The sequence below is a fragment of the Limnohabitans sp. 103DPR2 genome, from assembly GCF_001412575.1.
Classification (GTDB): domain Bacteria; phylum Pseudomonadota; class Gammaproteobacteria; order Burkholderiales; family Burkholderiaceae_C; genus Limnohabitans_A.
This window is the reverse complement of the sequence record NZ_CP011834.1, coordinates 1,093,618-1,111,754: the sequence shown is the minus strand read 5'-3', so window position 1 is coordinate 1,111,754 and position 18,137 is coordinate 1,093,618. Positions and strand designations below refer to the sequence as shown.

At 51.6% G+C, this 18,137-nt stretch carries 19 protein-coding genes; 11 read left to right on the top strand and 8 right to left on the bottom strand.

The genetic code is table 11. The features are described 5' to 3' along the window. The 6 genes from L103DPR2_RS05490 to L103DPR2_RS05465 all read left to right on the top strand — a co-directional run bounded on the left by L103DPR2_RS05490 (position 1) and on the right by L103DPR2_RS05465 (position 5,435). Positions 1-450 (top strand): RidA family protein, encoded by a 450-nt coding sequence (locus L103DPR2_RS05490; RefSeq protein WP_055360108.1) that lies wholly within the window; start codon positions 1-3, stop codon positions 448-450. Between the two features lie 27 nt (positions 451-477). Next, positions 478-1,335: a creatininase family protein gene (locus tag L103DPR2_RS05485; protein ID WP_055360107.1), complete on the top strand. Its 858-nt coding sequence runs from the start codon at positions 478-480 to the stop codon at positions 1,333-1,335. A 138-nt stretch (positions 1,336-1,473) separates the two neighbouring features. Next, entirely contained in the window at positions 1,474-2,418 is a 945-nt protein-coding gene (locus L103DPR2_RS05480; protein WP_055361878.1) for an ABC transporter substrate-binding protein, read from the top strand. After that, positions 2,415-3,212, top strand: coding sequence for an ABC transporter ATP-binding protein (locus L103DPR2_RS05475; RefSeq protein ID WP_055360106.1), 798 nt, complete (start codon positions 2,415-2,417; stop codon positions 3,210-3,212). Before L103DPR2_RS05480 ends, L103DPR2_RS05475 begins: the two co-directional genes overlap by 4 nt. Next, positions 3,209-4,033, top strand: a complete 825-nt coding sequence (locus L103DPR2_RS05470) for an ABC transporter permease (RefSeq protein WP_055360105.1) — start codon at positions 3,209-3,211, stop codon at positions 4,031-4,033. Before L103DPR2_RS05475 ends, L103DPR2_RS05470 begins: the two co-directional genes overlap by 4 nt. Positions 4,034-4,058: 25 nt before the next feature. After that, a complete protein-coding gene (locus tag L103DPR2_RS05465; RefSeq protein WP_055360104.1) occupies positions 4,059-5,435 on the top strand; it encodes an FAD-binding oxidoreductase in 1,377 nt (458 codons plus the stop codon). A 24-nt stretch (positions 5,436-5,459) separates the two neighbouring features. On the opposite strand, the gene L103DPR2_RS05460 is transcribed toward L103DPR2_RS05465, so the two are convergent. After that, on the bottom strand, positions 5,460-6,575 hold the full coding sequence (locus tag L103DPR2_RS05460; protein ID WP_055361877.1) for a VWA domain-containing protein: 1,116 nt from the start codon (positions 6,573-6,575) through the stop codon (positions 5,460-5,462). Between the two features lie 62 nt (positions 6,576-6,637). Between L103DPR2_RS05460 and L103DPR2_RS05455 the strand changes: the two genes are divergently transcribed. From L103DPR2_RS05455 to L103DPR2_RS05435, 5 genes are all read left to right on the top strand, one after another. Then, a complete protein-coding gene (locus tag L103DPR2_RS05455; protein WP_055360103.1) occupies positions 6,638-7,570 on the top strand; it encodes a S1C family serine protease in 933 nt (310 codons plus the stop codon). 94 nt (positions 7,571-7,664) lie between these two features. Beyond that, positions 7,665-8,624 (top strand): AAA family ATPase, encoded by a 960-nt coding sequence (locus L103DPR2_RS05450; RefSeq protein WP_055361876.1) that lies wholly within the window; start codon positions 7,665-7,667, stop codon positions 8,622-8,624. Next, on the top strand, positions 8,614-9,507 hold the full coding sequence (locus tag L103DPR2_RS05445) for a DUF58 domain-containing protein (protein ID WP_055360102.1): 894 nt from the start codon (positions 8,614-8,616) through the stop codon (positions 9,505-9,507). The genes L103DPR2_RS05450 and L103DPR2_RS05445 overlap by 11 nt, the downstream gene beginning before the upstream one ends. Beyond that, on the top strand, positions 9,500-10,492 hold the full coding sequence (locus tag L103DPR2_RS05440; RefSeq protein ID WP_082466731.1) for a VWA domain-containing protein: 993 nt from the start codon (positions 9,500-9,502) through the stop codon (positions 10,490-10,492). Before L103DPR2_RS05445 ends, L103DPR2_RS05440 begins: the two co-directional genes overlap by 8 nt. Before the next feature lie 32 nt (positions 10,493-10,524). Then, the gene (locus tag L103DPR2_RS05435) at positions 10,525-11,310 is read left to right on the top strand and encodes a tyrosine-protein phosphatase (protein ID WP_231717690.1); all 786 of its coding nucleotides are present in this window, start codon (positions 10,525-10,527) and stop codon (positions 11,308-11,310) included. Here the strand turns inward: L103DPR2_RS05435 and L103DPR2_RS05430 are convergent. The 7 genes from L103DPR2_RS05430 to pstB form a co-directional block, all read right to left on the bottom strand. Next, entirely contained in the window at positions 11,302-12,054 is a 753-nt protein-coding gene (locus L103DPR2_RS05430; RefSeq protein WP_055360100.1) for an ABC transporter substrate-binding protein, read from the bottom strand. The two genes, L103DPR2_RS05435 and L103DPR2_RS05430, sit on opposite strands and share 9 nt — an antisense overlap. Before the next feature lie 35 nt (positions 12,055-12,089). After that, the gene (locus tag L103DPR2_RS05425) at positions 12,090-12,482 is read right to left on the bottom strand and encodes a hypothetical protein (RefSeq protein ID WP_055360099.1); all 393 of its coding nucleotides are present in this window, start codon (positions 12,480-12,482) and stop codon (positions 12,090-12,092) included. A gap of 38 nt (positions 12,483-12,520) precedes the next feature. Then, on the bottom strand, positions 12,521-14,476 hold the full coding sequence (locus L103DPR2_RS05420) for a PhoX family protein (RefSeq protein WP_055360098.1): 1,956 nt from the start codon (positions 14,474-14,476) through the stop codon (positions 12,521-12,523). Positions 14,477-14,544: 68 nt separating this feature from the next. Further along, the gene (gene phoR / locus L103DPR2_RS05415) at positions 14,545-15,912 is read right to left on the bottom strand and encodes a phosphate regulon sensor histidine kinase PhoR (RefSeq protein ID WP_055360097.1); all 1,368 of its coding nucleotides are present in this window, start codon (positions 15,910-15,912) and stop codon (positions 14,545-14,547) included. Between the two features lie 7 nt (positions 15,913-15,919). Continuing rightward, entirely contained in the window at positions 15,920-16,642 is a 723-nt protein-coding gene (phoB, locus tag L103DPR2_RS05410; RefSeq protein ID WP_055360096.1) for a phosphate regulon transcriptional regulator PhoB, read from the bottom strand. Beyond that, on the bottom strand, positions 16,639-17,337 hold the full coding sequence (gene phoU, locus L103DPR2_RS05405; protein ID WP_055360095.1) for a phosphate signaling complex protein PhoU: 699 nt from the start codon (positions 17,335-17,337) through the stop codon (positions 16,639-16,641). The genes phoB and phoU overlap by 4 nt, the downstream gene beginning before the upstream one ends. A gap of 16 nt (positions 17,338-17,353) precedes the next feature. After that, positions 17,354-18,130, bottom strand: coding sequence for a phosphate ABC transporter ATP-binding protein PstB (pstB, locus tag L103DPR2_RS05400; RefSeq protein ID WP_055360094.1), 777 nt, complete (start codon positions 18,128-18,130; stop codon positions 17,354-17,356). Between the last annotated feature and the right edge of the window lie 7 nt (positions 18,131-18,137).

Genomic DNA, 18,137 nt, shown 5'->3' with positions numbered 1-18,137 from the left:
ATGAACAACTTTGCACAACCCTTGGCCCGTTACGCCGCATGGCGACGCGCAGGCGATTACGTATTTCTCTCTGGCGTGATTGCCGTGGATCCGCAGGCAGGAAAAATTGTCAAAGGCTACGGTGATATTCCTAGCGAAGCTGCCCAACAAATTGGTCAAACGGGCGAGTTCTCAACCGACTACAAAGAAGGCCCCATCTTGGCGCAAAGTTGGTATGTCTTGAACAGCATTCAACGCACAGTGGAAAGTGCTGGCGGCCAAATGTCAGATGTCTTCAAGTTGGTCCAATACTTTAAAAACCTCGACCACTTTCCCTTATACAGCCGCGTCCGCAAACAGTTTTTCCCTGGGGACCCACCCGTTTCCACCGTCGTCGAAGTGAGCGGCATGCTGCCCTCTTCAGACATCTTGATCGAAGTGGAAGCCACGCTGTGGTTGCCATTGCGCTAATGCATTCATTCCACTCTACAGAACACCATGCTTCACGCCTACAACCCTCCCAGTCGTTACCTGCCTTATTTGAGCTGGACAGAAATTGCAGCGCTGCCCGACAAAGCCAACACCGTGATTGTCTTGCCCACTGGTGCCACCGAACAGCACGGCCCTCATTTGCCCTGTTCTGTGGACACCACCATCAGTGCAGGCGTTGTGGGACATGCACTGGCACGCTTGCCAGACCACGTTCCCGCTTATGCCATGGCACCCATCACTTATGGCAAGTCTGAGGAACACCTCCACTTTCCAGGCACCATGACCCTGACGGGCGAAACCTTGTTGGCCACCATGAACGAAATAGGTGAGTCGGTTTATCGCGCTGGTTTTAGAAAGTTGTTGATTGTGAATGGCCATGGTGGTCAACCCCAAGTCATGGAAATTTCGGCCCGTGAATTGCGTTTGCGCCATGGCGACTTCATTGTGGTGCCCAGCTTCACTTGGCGCGTGCCCCACACTGCTGGACAGTACCTGTCTGACAAAGAAAAAAAGCTGGCCATGCACGCAGGTCATGCAGAAACTGCACTGATGTTGGCATTGGCCCCCGAAACGGTGCACATGGACAAGGCGGTCAGCAACTATCCCGCAGAGTTCCCCTCTAAATTATTGTCACCCGATGGTCGCCCTGCGTGTGCTTGGAGCGCTCGCGACTTTGGCCCCAGCGGCATCATTGGCGATCCATTGCCTGCCACCCGCGAGCAGGGCTTGCACATCTTGGACTCATTGGCCAACAGTTGGGCACAGGCCATCACAGAGCTTCACGAACTGACATGGGCGCCTCGCGCAGAGCCCACTTGGGGCCGAGCACAACACCAAGGCCACATCCAAGACGGATTGGCATGAAAGATGCAATTCACACATGGATTCAATTCCGTCACCTGTTCATTCAAGCTTTTTCACATTGAGGAGTTCATCTTGAAACATTTCAGCTTCAAATCTTCGACCGCTGCAGCCGTGCGCACAAGTCTGTGCATTGGACTCATGAGCCTTGCCGGTCTTCAGCCTGTGCAAGCGCAAGAAAAATTTACCTACATGACCAACTGGTATGCGCAAGCAGAGCACGGTGGCTTTTACCAAGCTGTTGCCACTGGCATTTACAAAAAGTATGGCTTGGATGTGACCGTCAAAATGGGCGGCCCGCAAGTCAACATCGTTCAATTGATGGCAGCAGATCAAGCCGATTGCGTCATGGGCTCCAGCGATTTGCAAATGATTCAAGTGCGCGAGGGTGGTGTGCCCGTGACCACCGTGGGTGCTGTGTTTCAAAAAGATCCACAGGTTTTGATTGCACACGACGATGTCAAGAAGTTTGAAGACCTGAAGGGTAAAACCATTTTGATTGCTTCTTCAGCGCACCGTGGTTACTGGCCCTGGTTGAAAGCCAAGTTTGGCTTTACAGATGCACAAACGCGCCCCTACACCTTCAACATTCAACCCTTTGTAGCCGACCCCAATGTGGCGCAACAGGGCTACCTCACATCTGAGCCTTTCGCTATTCAAAAAGCGGGCGTCAAAGCCAACACCTTGATGTTCAGTGATTTTGGTTATCCCGCCTACGCAACCACCATTTCTTGCATGGACAAAACGGTTCAAACACGCACCAAGGCCGTGGCTTCATTTGTCAAAGCATCGATGGAAGGCTGGAAGAGTTATTTGGCCGATCCAGCACCCGCCAATGCTTTGATCAAGAAAGACAACCCCAACATGACCGATGAACAATTGGCTTACAGCGTGAGCAAGTTGAAAGAAATGGGCATGGTCACAGGGGGTGATGCCGCCAAGATGGGCATTGGCATCATGACCGATGTACGCGCCAAAGCCAGCTTCGATTTCTTGGTCGCTGCCAAACTCATCGACCCTGCCAAGGTTGAAATGAGCAAGTCATACAACTTGAGTTTCATCAAAGACGCCAAGGTGATGCCTTGATCCACGCACCTGCTCCCGCAGTTGAGGTTTTGTCCGCCAACAAAACTTACAACAATGGCACACAAGCCTTGCTGCCTGTGGACCTTCGCATTGAAGAAGGTGAGTTTGTCACTTTGCTAGGACCTTCTGGCTGTGGCAAAAGCACCTTGCTCAAGATGGTGGCAGGTTTATTAGAGCCCACAGACGGCCGATTGTTGCTCTGGCGCAAGCCAGTTCAGCAATTGGCTGAATCTGGGAAAAAAATGTCTTTCGTCTTTCAGTCGCCCACGCTCATGCCTTGGGCCTCTGTAGAAAAGAATGTCAGATTGCCATTGGAATTGGCAGGCGTCGACAAAGTCATTGCCGACGAAAAAGTCAAAGAAGTTCTGGCCTTGGTAGGCCTGTCTAAATTTGCGAAAGCATTGCCGCGTGCCTTGTCGGGTGGCATGCAGATGCGCGTGTCCATTGCGCGCGGTTTGGTCACCGATCCCGACTTGCTGTTGATGGACGAACCATTCGGCGCTCTGGATGAAATCACCCGTCACCGCTTAGATGCTGAGTTGCTAGAGCTCTGGCAAAAGAAAAAACTCACCGTGATATTTGTCACGCACTCCATTCACGAGGCCGTGTTCTTGTCCAACCGCGTGGTCATGATGGCCGCTCGCCCAGGTCGCATTGTGGAAGAGTTTGTCATTCCCGATGCTTACCCTCGCACTTCTGACTTCATGGTCTCAACCGCATTCAGCCAACATGCCAAAAAACTGCAAAACAGTTTGATGCGGGCCAGTGCAGGCCAGGAGGCCCACTTCTCATGAACGCACCACAAGTTGCTCAACTGATTCGACCTTGGGCACACAACCCAAAAGTTCAAAAAGTCATCTATCCCATCTTGGTGGGTTTGTTCTTGATCATCATTTGGCAAGGCTTGGTCACAGGCTTGAACTTACCGCCTTACTTGGTGCCATCGCCCCTCTTGATGATGAAAACCTTGTTCACCGATTGGGCGGCGCTGGGATTGGCGCTGTGGGTTACCGTCAAGATCACTTTGTTTGCTTTTGCGGTGGCAACCGTCTTAGGCGTATTGATTTCGTTTGTGTTTGTCCAGAGCAAAAGCATTGAAGCGGCCTTTTTCCCCTACGCAGTTTTGCTGCAGGTCACGCCGATTGTGGCCATTGCGCCACTCATCATCATTTGGGTCAAAGATCCCACTTTGTCGATGGTAATCTGCGCCTCGCTGGTGGCCTTGTTCCCCATCATCAGCAACACCACACTGGGCCTTCGCAGTGTCGAGCCCGATTTGCAAAGTTATTTCAAATTGAACCGCGCCAACCGCTGGCAAGTTTTGTGGCGTCTGCGCATCCCCAGTGCGTTGCCGTATTTCTTTGGCGGTCTGCGCATTTCCAGCGGCCTGTCCTTGATTGGCGCCGTGGTGGCCGAATTTGTTGCAGGCACTGGCGGTACGGGTGCTGGCTTGGCCTATCAAATTTTGCAAGCTGGTTTTCAGCTCAATATCCCTCGCATGTTTGCATCACTGCTCCTGATTTCATTGACTGGTGTTTTTCTGTTCCTTTTCATGTCTTGGCTGTCTCGCAAGGCTTTGGGTGGATGGCACGCCAGTGAAGTGATTGGCGAATAAGCATCGAATCATTGAAGGAATTTTCATGTCCAGCACGCTCTTAGAGCCTTCCACCACAGCCCACGATTTGCCTGCCATGCTGCCCAGCGTGGAATGGATCACCGACACAGCAAGAGTCGCTAGACTGTCGCAAGACTTTGCATGGTTCTCACCCATTTTGAAACGCGATTTGGCTGGTAAGACAGGCGACGTGGTGGCTCGGCCGCGCAGTGAAGAAGAAATTCGCCAAGTGGTATCGGCCTGCGCCATTGCCAAAATCCCCTTGACCATTCGCGGCACCGGCACTGGCAACTACGGCCAGTCCACCCCTTTATTTGGCGGCGTCATTTTGGACCTCAGTGGGTACAACGCTTTTTGCTGGGTGCGCAGCCAAGTGGGCCGCGCACAAGCGGGCATTCGCTTGTCTGAGTTTGATGCTCAAGCGCGTCCGCATGGCATGGAATTGCGCTGGTTACCCTCCACCTTCAGAAGTGCCACCTTGGGTGGTTTGTTTGGCGGGGGCTTCGGTGGTGCAGGCTCTATCAACTACGGCCCCTTGGCCGCCCCCGGCAATGTGTTGGGTGTTCGTGTGATGACGGTCGAGCCTGAGCCTCAAATTGTGGAACTGCGCGGCGCAGACGCCATGCTGCTGCACCACACCTACGGCACCAACGGCATCGTGCTAGAACTCGAGGTGGCATTGTCACCTTGCGTGCCTTGGTCAGAATGTGTGGCGCAGTTTGAATCTTTTGACCAGGCTTTGGAGTTTGCAAGCAAATTGACCAAAGCACCAGGCTTGATCAAAAAAGAAGTCTCATTTTTGGCAGCGCCCATCCCCACCTACATGGCCCCGCTAATGCCTTTGTTCAATGACAAGCAGCATGCTGTCATGATGGTTTTGGCACCCCAAAGCGTTGAAGGCGTGGAAGATTTGGTCAAGTCGTTTGGCGGTGTATTTTGTTACAACAAAACGGCTGAGGAAGTCTTATCTTCTAACCGCACCTTGATTGAATACACCTGGAATCACACCACGCTGCATGCCCTGAAGGTCGACAAAAACTTCACCTACATTCAAAGTGGATTCACACCTGCCAAACATGTAGAGCAAGTCAAAGCCTTGGAGAAAGAACTCGGCGGTGAAGTCCTCATGCACTTGGAATTTCTGCGAACCAAAGAAGGTGATTTCAACTGCAGCGGTTTGCAACTGATCCACTACACCTCTGAAGCCCGTTTGAACGAAATCATGGCCATCTACCGTTCACATGGTGTGCAAATCAACAACCCACATGTGTACATTGTGGAAGACGGCAAACAAAACAACCTAGACCCTGCGGTGGTCAAAATGAAGGAACGCTTTGACCCGATGGGTTTGCTTAATCCCGGAAAACTGCGTTCATGGGCCAGTCGCGAAGTGCGACATTGAAGCTTTGGATTGAACCGCGCGCACTCATTCTGCAAGACTTAGATTTTTGCCCGTTTGAGGCCCCATTCGAAACCACAACGCAGACAACATCAGTGCCATCGCAACCAACAACAGCGCGGCGCCCGCTAACAACGCAGAGATTTCGGTGTCGCGTTTTTCTAATGTGAATTGGGTCGACAAGTGTTGATAGACTTTTTTCAAGTCTTCGGCTGACCCTGCTTTGAAGTAGTCTGCTTCAGTGATCTTGGCCACCCCTTTCAGGGCTTCTTCATCGACTTGGGTGAAGAACGAATAGCCTTCGTAGCCAGGAATAAAGCCATTGGGCGTTCCAAATCCCACGGTGTAGACACGCACGCCTAAGTCTGCGGCCATCTTGGCTGCCAACAAGGGATCGGGGCCCGTTGTTCTTCGTCCATCAGACAACAAAACAATCGCACCGCCCTTGTAAGAGCCTGGCGGTTCAGGCGTGCGCTGTTTGGCTGCAGGCTTTGCATCCAAGCTGCGAGCGCCACCAGCCGCCCCACCACTGACGCCATTGGACGATGCATCGCCATACCCATAGGGATTGGGGTTGTATAGCGCGGCCTCTAAATCGATGTTGGCTTCGGGTCTGAGGGTTGCCAGCGACAACAACAAGCCGCTGCCCGTGGCGGTTCCCCGTTGCAATTGAAAACGATCAATGGCGGCAACCAACTCTTCCTTTTGCGTGGTCACGTGCTGCACCACTTGCGCATTGCCCGCAAAGGAGATGACGCCCACCCGAACATTGGCTGGTAAATCTTGTAAAAATTCTTTGGCTGCCTTTTGGGCTGCCTTGATTCGACTGGGCTCGACGTCCTCGGCCAGCATGCTTCTTGACACATCCATGGCCATGATGAGGGTCATGTAGTCGGCTGGCAAAGTGACTCGGGCCATGGGCCGGGCACTGGCCAGCAACAAGAGGGCCAAGGCCAAGGCCAACAGCGCAGGCGGAACGTGACGACGCCAAGGGGATGGCGTGTCCATGTTTTGCACAATCCACGAAACCGCAGAAAAAGCAACAACCTGCTTGCGCCGCCTTTTAAGTAGCCATAGGTAGCCTCCTACCATCAAGGGCATGAGCAGCAGTGACCAGAGCATGAAGGGCTGAAGAAATTGCATCGCCATCAGGGTTTTAGCCAGTTACGTCAATTTGACATCGAGGCTTATGCTATCGTTTATTTATGAAAAGAGAAGCGGTTTTTAGCAAAAGCCCGCGACCTGCAGGTTCAGATAAACACGCGCCTACTGAACCTAGCCCATTTAGTTCCCAAACCAATTCAAAGCCCAGCACCCCAATTCAAAGGAGATTGAGCAAGATCAAATCCGGTTGGCGTTGGGATTTCTTGGCCGTCTTTTTGATGGGCATTGTTTGCAGTCTTTTGGCTGTCGGTGTTTTTTCACCCGCGTTGCAATGGCGCCCCGCATTGACGCAAAAAGACATTGATGCAGCTGTTTTACACACCTTGCAAACCAAAGATTTACCGTCAGCCAGTTCCAAAGCTGCCGCATCGATTCAAGGTGCGGTGGTGCATGTGCAAGCCTATGTGGCTGATCCTAAAAATAAAGATTCAGACATTGAAAGTGGTGTGGGCACTGGGGTTGTGATCAAAGATGACGGCACCATCCTGACCAACTTTCATGTGGTGTCCGGCGCTAAAAAATTGCGCGTCACTTTTTTCGATGGCACGGAATCAGATGCCACGGTAATTGGGGTTCAAGCCGACAAAGACTTGGCCGTCTTGAAGCCGCAAAAAATTCCTGATGATTTGGAGCCCGCCATTTTGGGCTCCAGCCAACAATTGGCGCCGGGCGATGGTGTGGTGGCCGTTGGCTTTCCGTTTGGTATCGGTCCTTCTGTTTCATCGGGTGTGGTGTCAGGTTTGAATCGGCAATTCAAATCGCAGGATGGCAAACAAAATCTAAGCGGCTTGATTCAATTTGATGCTGCGGCCAACCCCGGTAATTCTGGCGGCCCTTTGATCAACATGTCGGGCGAGGTGGTCGGCATTGTGACGGCCATCCTCAATCCAACTTCAGCGCGCACCTTCATTGGCATTGGCTTTGCCACCACCATTGAAAGTGCTGGCAGTGCCGTGGGCTTACCCCCTTTCTAGATTCAAAGGAGACAACATGACTGTTTCATCGGACGCATGGCGTGGCAAAGGCAGCGCTTCCACTGGCTTCCAACCTGAAGCGGCGGCAGCCCAGATGCAAAGGCTAATGTACGAGGTCAAGCGGGTGGTGGTGGGTCAAGATGCTTTTCTAGAACGCGTGTTGATTGCGCTGTTGGCACAGGGCCACTTGCTCATTGAAGGCGTGCCTGGATTGGCCAAGACCCTGACAGTGAACACCTTGGCCAAAACCCTGAACGGCAGTTTCAACCGCATTCAATTCACCCCTGATTTGCTGCCCGCCGATTTGGTGGGCACGCGCATTTTCAATCAGCAAACCAGTGAATTCAGTACGGTGTTGGGCCCCGTGTTTGCCAACCTGCTGTTGGCCGATGAAATTAACCGTGCCCCCGCCAAAGTACAAAGTGCTTTACTGGAAGTGATGCAAGAACGGCAAGTCACCATTGCCGGGCAAACGCATCGCGTGCCCTCGCCTTTTTTGGTCATGGCCACTCAGAACCCGATTGAAACGGAAGGCACATACCCGCTGCCTGAAGCCCAAGTGGACCGCTTCATGATGAAAGTCTTGATTGACTACCCCAGCGAAGACGACGAATTTGTGATTGTTCAACGGGTCATTGCCGGTGGGGCGCAAGTGACGGGCGTCATCAGTCCTGAAGAGCTCCAAGCGCTGCAAGTGCAGTGTCGTCACTGTTACGTTGATCCCAGTTTGATTCACTATGCCGTCAAGCTCATTTCTGCCACACGTTTCCCCTCGCGCTATGGCTTGGAAGCTTTACAAGGCTACATCAGCTTTGGTGCCAGCCCACGCGCCAGCATTGGCTTGATCGAAGGTGCACGCGCATTGGCCTTGCTGCGTGGCCGCGATTACGCCTTGCCGCAAGACTTGAGCGATTTGGTGCCCGATATCCTCAGGCATCGATTGGTGCTGTCATACACAGCCTTAGCCGAGGGCAAAACCGCAGACGCACTGATTCAAGAGATCATGAAAGCAGTGTCCATGCCAGACCAACCCTTGGAGGCGCATGTCCGCTGAAGCGCTACTACAGCAACTAGAGTGGACGGTGTTGCGCCGTTTAATCGGTTTGCTGCAAGGAGATCACAAAACCTTGTTCAGAGGTTCGGGTGTCGACTTGGCAGATTTGCGCGAATACCAAGCCCACGACGACGTGCGGCACATCGATTGGAATGTCACAGCGCGGATGCAATCACCCTATGTGAGGGAACACCAAGAGGACCGTGAAATCAGCGCATGGTTTTTATTGGACTTGAGCGGCTCCATGGATTTTGGCAGCGGCAACATCAGCAAACGGCAAATGATGATGCAATTTGTCGGTGTCATGGCCAAGTTGCTGATGAAGCGTGGCAATCGCATCGGTGCGCTGTTATTGAACCCTGCAGAAACGGATGGCTTTCAATGCATTCCCCCACGCATGGGACGACGTCACTTGCTTCATCTGCTGCATGTTTTAGAAACATCCCCCAACATTCAAAAAACACACCAAACCAACTTGAATGAATGGTTGGCCCGAGCCAACGGACTGATCAAACGCCGATCCAGTGTCTTTGTGGTGTCTGATTTCATGGGTCAATTCAATTGGGCTTCGGAGTTAAGCGCCCTAGGAAGAAGACACGACACCGTGGCCACGCGCTTGTTCGATCCAGCAGAAATGAATTTGCCCAAGGCAGGCTTGATGTTGCTACAAGATTCAGAGACTTCCGAGCAGTTGTTGCTGGACACTGCCAATACCAAATTCAGACATCGTTATGCCCAATTGGTTGAAGAGCGTGAAATGCAGTTGGCCACGTGTTTTGCGCAAGCTGGCGTCGATGCCCTTGAACTTTCCACCAACGAGGACATGGCCAACGCCTTGATGCGTTTCTCGGAATTGAGAAAGCGGAGAGTCTGGCGTGCCTGATTTAAGTTCGCTCCAGTTCTTGTGGCCTTTCATGCTGTATGCATGTGTTGGCGTACCGATCTTTGCCGTCTATTACGCTTATCGAACCCAGCGAATTCCCCCGCTTGTCTTGTGTTTGGGTTTACTGTTGCTTTGTGCAGCCATGGCGCGGCCTCAAACAGTTCTAATGACGCCTCTGCGCGAAGCTACAGTCATGCTGGTCATTGACACCTCTGGCAGCATGCGCGCCAAAGACTTGAAACCCTCACGAATTGAAGCCGCGCAGCAGGCTGCACAGCAATTCATTCAAGACAAACCCAGCCGTCTGCGCGTTGGATTGGTCACCGTCGCAGGCACGGCCGCTTTAGCCCAAGCACCCACAGAAGAGCGGGATGTCTTGTTAAAAGCCTTGGAATATTTACCACTGCAATATGGCTCGGCTTTGGGTACAGGTTTGTTGGTGTCACTCGAAGCACTTCTGCCTGGCGCAGACATCGATGCACAAAAAATCATCAATGAAGCTTCGGAGATGGGCGGCAAAAAAGCCAGCGACATGGGCAAGTCCTTGGACGACAAGGCCAAACCTGCTACCGAAGCCTCAACCAGTCGAGGTAAAAACATGGCCATCGTTTTGATGAGCGATGGTCAGAGCAACATGGGACCTGAATTGCTCAAAATGGCCGAGCTGGCAGCCAAGCACGAAGTCAAGGTCTACACCGTGGGCATTGGCACCACAGAGGGCGATGTGGTTCACATTCAAGGTCGAAGCATGCGGGTGAAGTTGGAAGATGAAGCCCTTCAAAAAGTTTCGGCTCTCACGCAAGGTGAATACTTCAAAGCGGACAGTACCGAGGGGTTGAAAAATGTCTACGACAAACTGGGCTACAAGCTGCGCTTTGAAAAACGTGCCATGACCGAGATCAGTGCCCAAGTGGCTTTGCTGGGCATGCTCTTGATTTTGATCAGTCTCATCCGCAACTTTGTACGAATGGGCAAAATTATCTAAACGCTGCACCCTCATTTGGCGCGAGGGCTTCGATGGAATTTCGCGTTAACATTCAAGCCATGTCCATGCACAGCACCCACGACCTCTCGCGCCGCCATATCCCGCTCAACGGCGCCTCTAATTTCCGCGACTTGGGTGGCTATGTGGGCCACGAGGGCCGCCCTTTGAAATGGCGCAAAATTTTCAGATCAGACCATTTGGCCGCGCTGGATCACCAAGATCTTGCACAATTGAAAGCATTGGGCATTGCACGCAGTTTTGATTTCAGGGGCGTTCAAGAAAGTCAAGCGCAGTCTTATCAGTGGCCTGACATCCAAAGGCACAGCCTCAGCATTGAGCCCACTGTGGTGCAACGCCTTCAAGCCCAACACCTCACTGGCAAACCCCTCACGGCAGCCGATGCACTCGATGCCATGCAAACCACTTACCGTGATTTTGTGCGTTCAGATTCGCACCGCTTTGCGCAATTGTTTGAACACTTGCTAGACAAGCCCGATCCCCTGCTCTTTCATTGCACGGCTGGCAAAGACCGAACGGGCTTGGCTGCTGCTTTGGTGTTGTCGGCCTTGGGCGTTTCAGAAGCCGATATCTGGAAAGACTACCTGCTAACCAACCAACTCTACAAGCGCAACAGCACGGGCGCCTTCACCCTCTCGCCCGATGTCTTGAAGATCGTATGGGAAGTGCAAGAGAGCTTCTTGAAGGCATCACTGGAAGTGATCCACCATGACCATGGCGGCATGCACAACTACCTTACCCAAACATTGGGCTTAACGCCCGCAGCCCTGCAAAAGTTGCGCGCCACCTATTTAGATTGAGTTGGCAGGCGCCACAGCGGCACCTTCAATTTTGTGCCGCGCCAAAGACTGCGCCACAAAGCCTGATGCCTTCATTTCTTCCACAAACTTCTTGAGGTAAGCCTGCGCCTCGGGGCTGCGTGCTTTAGGCAGTCCCATGGCTTGCTCAATGACCATGAAACGACCTGGTAGCAAGCGCAAGTTGGGCAAGCGCTTGGCGTCGATCTCCAATTGCTGCTTCACACCCGCAGCCACTTCTAATTTTTCTGAGATGAAATAATCAACTGTGGTTGGGGAAGTTGGTGCACGATGGATTTCTGCGTTCTTAATTTCACGTGTCAAGAACAAGTCATAGGCACTGCCCTTGCCCACGGCAATGCGAATGCCCTTCTTGTCGACTTGGTCGTTGCTGGTGAGTGGTGAATTGTTGGCCACTAAATAGCTGCCCTCAATCAATACATAGGGCCCCGTGAACGAAATGCCTTGTCCGCGCACTGGGTCGATGGCAAAGAAGCCGAAGTCGGCTTTTTCATTTGTCACCGCCTCGACTGATTTACCAGCCGCATCAAACACCACCAAACTCAAGGGAACGCCCAAACGTTTAGCCAACTCTGTCGACAAATCGATGGAGACGCCCACAGGCAGCCCATTGGCATCTTTGTTGGCCAAAATGGGATTGCCCAAGTTGATGGAGGCGCGCAAGGTGCCCGTTGGGGCAAAAGCTTCTACCAAAGCAGGTGTAGGTTGTGAGTGCGCAGAAATCATGGTCAATAATAAAGCAGATGAATGAGGTCAGAGAATCATTGATTTTTCAAAGGATTGATGCATTCATCAGATCCCTTGCGCTTAAAACATGAGCAGGTTAATGCGTAGGCCTTCATCGTGCCCTTCACCACATTCATGCTGGCGTTGCGAGTGGCATTGCCAGGGATGGCGAACTTAGGCACAAACTGTTTACCCACCGATTTGCCATCGTTCAAATCCACATTGGCAGCCCCGCATTGAATGGGGCCCTTGAGGCCATTGACCAACTCAAAAATCAAAGTCTGATCGTCGCCTTTGGCCCAACCCGCATTGACTTTGATTTTTTGAAGTTCTGACTTGGAGAGCGCTACTTCGGTGACGTCGTCACTGGCAAAAGGGTTCCAAGCCAAGGCGCCAATTGGCATGGCCAGCATCAAAAAAAAGGTCATGACTCGCATGACCTTTATTCTATCGTCGGCCTGGCAAATTAAGCCTTGGTCAGGCGCATCTGCGTCAGTTCAGCCGTGAGGTAGCCCACCGCAGCACCGAACTTGTCCTTGTAGTTGGCTTTGATGAGAGGATCCAGCGTTGACTTCACTGTGTTGTGAATGCCGCCCCAGTCGCCCGCATGTTGGAAGTTACTCATGATGTAGGTCCAACCATTCAGCTCATCCACGGCATGCAAGCCCGTAGACTCGCCACCCGCAGGAATTGACATAATGCGCGACAAAACTTTGGTGTCAATGTTATAAGCCCACAAGAAATTGTTCACGTGCTGACCACTGTCTTCCCCGATGAACAAGGTGCGCAAAGTCTCTGAAAACTTCAAGTTGTCTGGGTTGGCAATTTTCTCGGGATTGGCCGTATTGCCCAAGGCATCCGCAGTGATGTCTTCACCTGTAATCAAAGCTTTGGTATCAACGGGCATCCACTCGCTGTTGATGGCCCCACCAGCAGTGTCTTTCACGCCGCCCTTCAAATTCAGCGCCATCACGGCACCCGCATTCAAAGCCTTGGGAATACTTACGCCATTGCCCACTGTGTTGTAGGCATTGCCAGCCACCATGGAAGCATTGCAATTCTGCAAAGCAGAGTAAGCTACTTTGTCCTTGATGTTGACCGTTGTGCCTTCCATCTTGCTAAAGCCCATTGAAGCACCAACCAATGCCGCGTAACGATGGGTCTCAAGGAATGCTGCTGCCTTTTCCATGCCAGGCATCAACTTGATCCATTCAGTTTTGCCGTTGGCGTTGACCTTGGTGTAAGTGGCATCTTGTGGATCTGTGGTCGACACAGACATGATGTCGGTGGGCTTTAATGTCGTGGCCAATGCCTTGATCTCGGCACTGGTGGCAGAACCCAATTTGATCCATGTCAGTGGCGCAGCAGGCGCTGTAGGATCAATTGAGAATCCTGCACCCACTTTGGCAACGTACAAAGAACCGGCGCTCAAGTCCTTCTCTTTGTCGGCCACAAAGACAAAGTAGCCACTATTGGTGGCATCGTCACCCATGAAGACTGTGCGGTTGTCGGGCATCACCTGAACCAACTCGTGTGAAATTCGGCCCAAGTTGTAATGCTTCTTGATGGACGCCGTGCCATCAGGATTGACCGTCACTTCTGGCAAGTGACCGTAGTTGTAAGGATTGGCTGCTGTTTCTGAACCGTAGAGGTTTTTACTGAACGCTTTGAATTGCGCATCCGTGGCTGCAGTGAAAGCATTGGGTTCGTACTCTTCACTCGACAAATGTGTACCCCATGGCGACAAACTGGCGCCGCAGGTAATCCACAAGCCATTGACACTGGATGTGTCCACGTTGTGGTACTTCACCAAACTCAATTTTCCAGTAGCAGGATCTTGGTCCAAGGTCAACACAGCAATGGGCGAAGGTAATTTGCCGTACATGCCCGTCACGCCATCTTGCGCCCAAGTGGTGTATTCAAATTGAACGACAGCAAACACGGGGTTGCCTTTAACGCCGGGTACATTGGCGTTGGGCACTGTGAGCAAGGATGTACCGTCTGGCGAGTCAGAGAAGTACTGGCGCTCCTTACCAGCCACCGTGGTGTCCATGATGGGTTTGTTGTTGATGTCGTAATAGCCACCCGACAAAACTTTGCCGCCCTTGCCATCAGAGACCAAATCACCGGTGACAAAGAAAGGTTGGTAGCTGAGCTTGTAACTTTGTTGCGAGCCATCACTGAAATTCAGGTTCAAGGATGAACCCACAGTGGTGGTGGCCATTTGTGCGGCATTGGCCAGTGTTGGTGCTGGTGTTGAAGTGAAAGAGGCGCTGACAAAGCTGGCCAGCGTTTGCGTGGTTCCACCGCATGCGGTCAGCATCATGCTGGCACCGCTCAGCGATGTTGCCAAGGGCAGCAAAGGTGCACCGGCAAATGTTTGTAGCCATTGACGGCGATTGAATTGAAGCGACGAAGTCATAGAATTCCTAAAATTGATTCAGACAAAATTGCAGTTGACATTTGCAACTGCAGTATCAATGTCTCAAATCAAGATGAAGAATGCGTGACTTCCAGATGAATATCTGATGAATTTTGCAACACTTCAAGTGTGCGAGATTCTGGGAATATCAGAGAAAACTTAGAGCCTTTTCCAAGTTCACTTTCGATGCGCAGTTCGCCGCCATGACGCTGCATGACGTGCTTGGTAATGGCAAGACCCAGCCCCGTACCACCCGACTCTCTAGAACGGCTCCGATCCACGCGATAAAAGCGTTCAGTCAATCGGGGTAGATGTTCTGGTGCAATGCCAGGCCCTGTATCTTGAACAGAGAACTGCAAACGTTGATCTGGCAATTGAGCCCAGATGCATGTGACAGTTCCATCTTGCGGTGTATAACGTACTGCATTGTTGATCAAGTTGGTGACGGCACTGTAAATTTCATGTCGGGACCCTATCAAACGCCATTCCTGTGACATTTCAAAACGCAATGTTTGCGTCAAACGACCCTCGACAGAGTTGGCGACAGACAAGCCCTTGGCTTCTGCTTCAGCTGCGCCCATTAACTCACTCAGCATAAATTGCTCTGTCATCAGAGGCAAAGGACTGCCCTCCAATTGAGAGAGCGTTAAAAGGTCGTTCACAAGCCCTTGCATACGACTGGCTTGGGTCGACATTAAATCTAAAAATTTAACTCTGTCCTCAGGCTTTAAATCCAGCGTTTGCAAAGTCTCAATGAAGCCACTCAATACAGTTAAAGGCGTTCTAATTTCATGCGATACATTGGCCACAAAATCACGCCGCATGGCCTCAGCTTGCGCCAAGGCTGTCACGTCACGTGACAGCAATAATTGGCGATTTTCACCATAGGCATGTAATTGCACTGATAACTTCACGCTGTATGACAAAGAAGAGGAACGCCCTTCAATGATCACTTCGCCATCATGCGTTTCTTGCAAATAATATTTCTTGAAGACGGGGTCACGAACCAAATGAACGACGTGCTGCATCACATCACGTTTGGTATCGAATCCCAAATGATGTGCCGCCGTTTGATTGCACCATTCAATTCGGCCTTCAGGATCGAGCAACACCACGCCATTGGGAGAGGCTTGAATGGCTGATAAAAAATCTTGAAGTCGCTTTTGATGTGATTCCGTTTGCTTCTTTTGATCGTTCAATATTCTGCGCAAGCGATCAATCAAATCACCCCACAAGCCACCCAATACTGGCGGCTCCTGGACGGTGTTATGGCGCAACCAATTCGAAATCTTTTGCCCACGCCACAAATCTTTGAAAATCGTAAACAGTGCAAATGCAAGCGCAGCCGCAAGTGCGCCCAAAGTCCGGGCATACCAAAAGCCCATCACGCCCATGACCATCAGCCAAAAAAGCAAGCCTATAAATCGTGGAAACATGCTGAGGTCAGTTGGAAGTCGCGTTGGAAGCAGGAGATGAAGACGACAATGCAGTCAAACGATAACCCGCGCCTCGAACAGTTTCAACCATTGCACCGGCGGCTCCCAGCGCTTCCCGCAAGCGCTTCACATGGACGTCGACGGTCCTTTCTTCGATGAACACATGATCGCCCCAGACACGGTCTAAGAGTTGTCCCCTACTGTGAACGCGCTCTTTGTGCGTCATGAAATATTGAAGCAATTTGAATTCTGTAGGACCCAATTTGAGAGGTTGATCTTGAAAAGTAACGCGATGGGTATCAGCATCCAAGATCAATTCATTCATTTGAATACGGCCACCCGATTGCTCTGGCGCGCGTCTTCTTAAGACCGCACGAATTCGCGCCAACAATTCTTTGGTAGAAAAGGGCTTAACGATGTAATCGTCCGCACCAGAATCCAAACCCGCAACCCGATCAGACTCCTCGCTTCGGGCGGTCAGCATGATGATGGGGATGTCCTTGGTGCGCGAATGATTGCGCCATTTTTTAGACAAGGCCAAGCCACTCTCACCGGGCAACATCCAGTCGAGCAAAATGACATCGGGCAGCACATCGTCCAATTCCTTTTGCGCCGTCACGCCGTCCATGGCCCAAAAAGGCTGGAAACCATTGTGTCGCAAGTTGACAGCGATCAGCTCAGCAATGGCTGGCTCGTCTTCAACAATCAAAATGCGTGGCAAATTTCTCATTTAACTGCAGACTCCACATCTGCAAATGCAATGTGACGCACATCAGCGCCTTTCACCACGTAAATGATGAACTCTGCAATGTTCTTGGCGTGATCGCCAATTCGCTCAATGGCTTTGGCGATGAACAACAAATCCAAACTGGCCGAGATGGTTCGCGGATCTTCCATCATGTAAGTGACCAATTTGCGCACAAAACCGTCAAACTCTGCATCGATCAGATCGTCCTCTTTGAGAATGCTCACGGCTTCCGCCACATCTAAACGTGCAAATGCGTCCAGTGCCTTGCGAAGCAGTCCAGAAGCCAAATCTGAAGCAATGCGCAATTCAGAGGCAGGCAGGAAACGTGCATTGCCACTGGCGCTAATGGCTTTAACCATGCGGGCAATCTTTTCTGCCTCATCGCCTACACGCTCTAAGTTGGCGGTCATTTTGGAGATAGCAATCAACAAGCGCAAGTCGCGCGCGGTGGGTTGCCGACGGGCAATGATGGAAGACAGATCGCGGTCAATCTCAACTTCCATTGAATTGATTTTCTCTTCGCCTGCGATCACTTCATCAGCCACCTCATTGCTGAAATGTGACAAGGCATAAACGGCATGGCGGATTTGCGTCTCAACCAGCCCACCCAACTCAAGCACTCGGCTAGAGACACTGCCCAACTCATTGTCAAATTGACTGGAAATGTGCTTATCCATTTTTGAGGTCTCCTGATCAGCCGAAACGGCCAGTGATGTAATCTTCGGTTTCTTGACGGGCAGGCTTCATGAAGATTTGGTCAGTTTCACCAAATTCCATCAACTCACCCAAGTACATGTACGCGGTGTAATCGGAAACACGTGCAGCCTGCTGCATGTTGTGCGTCACAATGACCACGGTGTATTCACTCTTCAAGGTGTGAACCAACTCTTCTACCTTGCCTGTTGAAATGGGGTCCAACGCGGAGGTGGGTTCGTCCAGCAACAAAATGGAGGGCTTCACAGCAATACCGCGCGCAATGCACAAACGCTGCTGCTGGCCACCCGACAGTGACAAACCGCTTTGGTTCAGCTTGTTTTTGACCTCATCCCAGATGGCTGCCTTTTGCAATGCCCATTCGACGCGCTCGTCCATGTCACTGCGTGATAATTTTTCGTACAAGCGAACACCGAAGGCGATGTTGTCGTAGATGGACATGGGGAAAGGCGTAGGCTTTTGGAACACCATGCCGATGCGTGAACGCAACAGGTTCAGGTCTTGCTTGGGATCCAAAATATTCTGACCATCAAACAAGATCTCACCCTCTGCACGCTGGCCAGGATACAAGTCGTACATCCGATTGAGCGTGCGAAGCAATGTGGACTTGCCACAACCTGATGGTCCAATGAACGCCGTGACGGTGTTCTTCTGGATGTTCAGATTGATGTGCTTCAGGCCTTGAAATGCACCGTAGTAGAAGTTCAAGTCGCGAACTTCTAGGATGGTTTCTTTGGATTCAGGTTTTGAATTCATGTTCAAT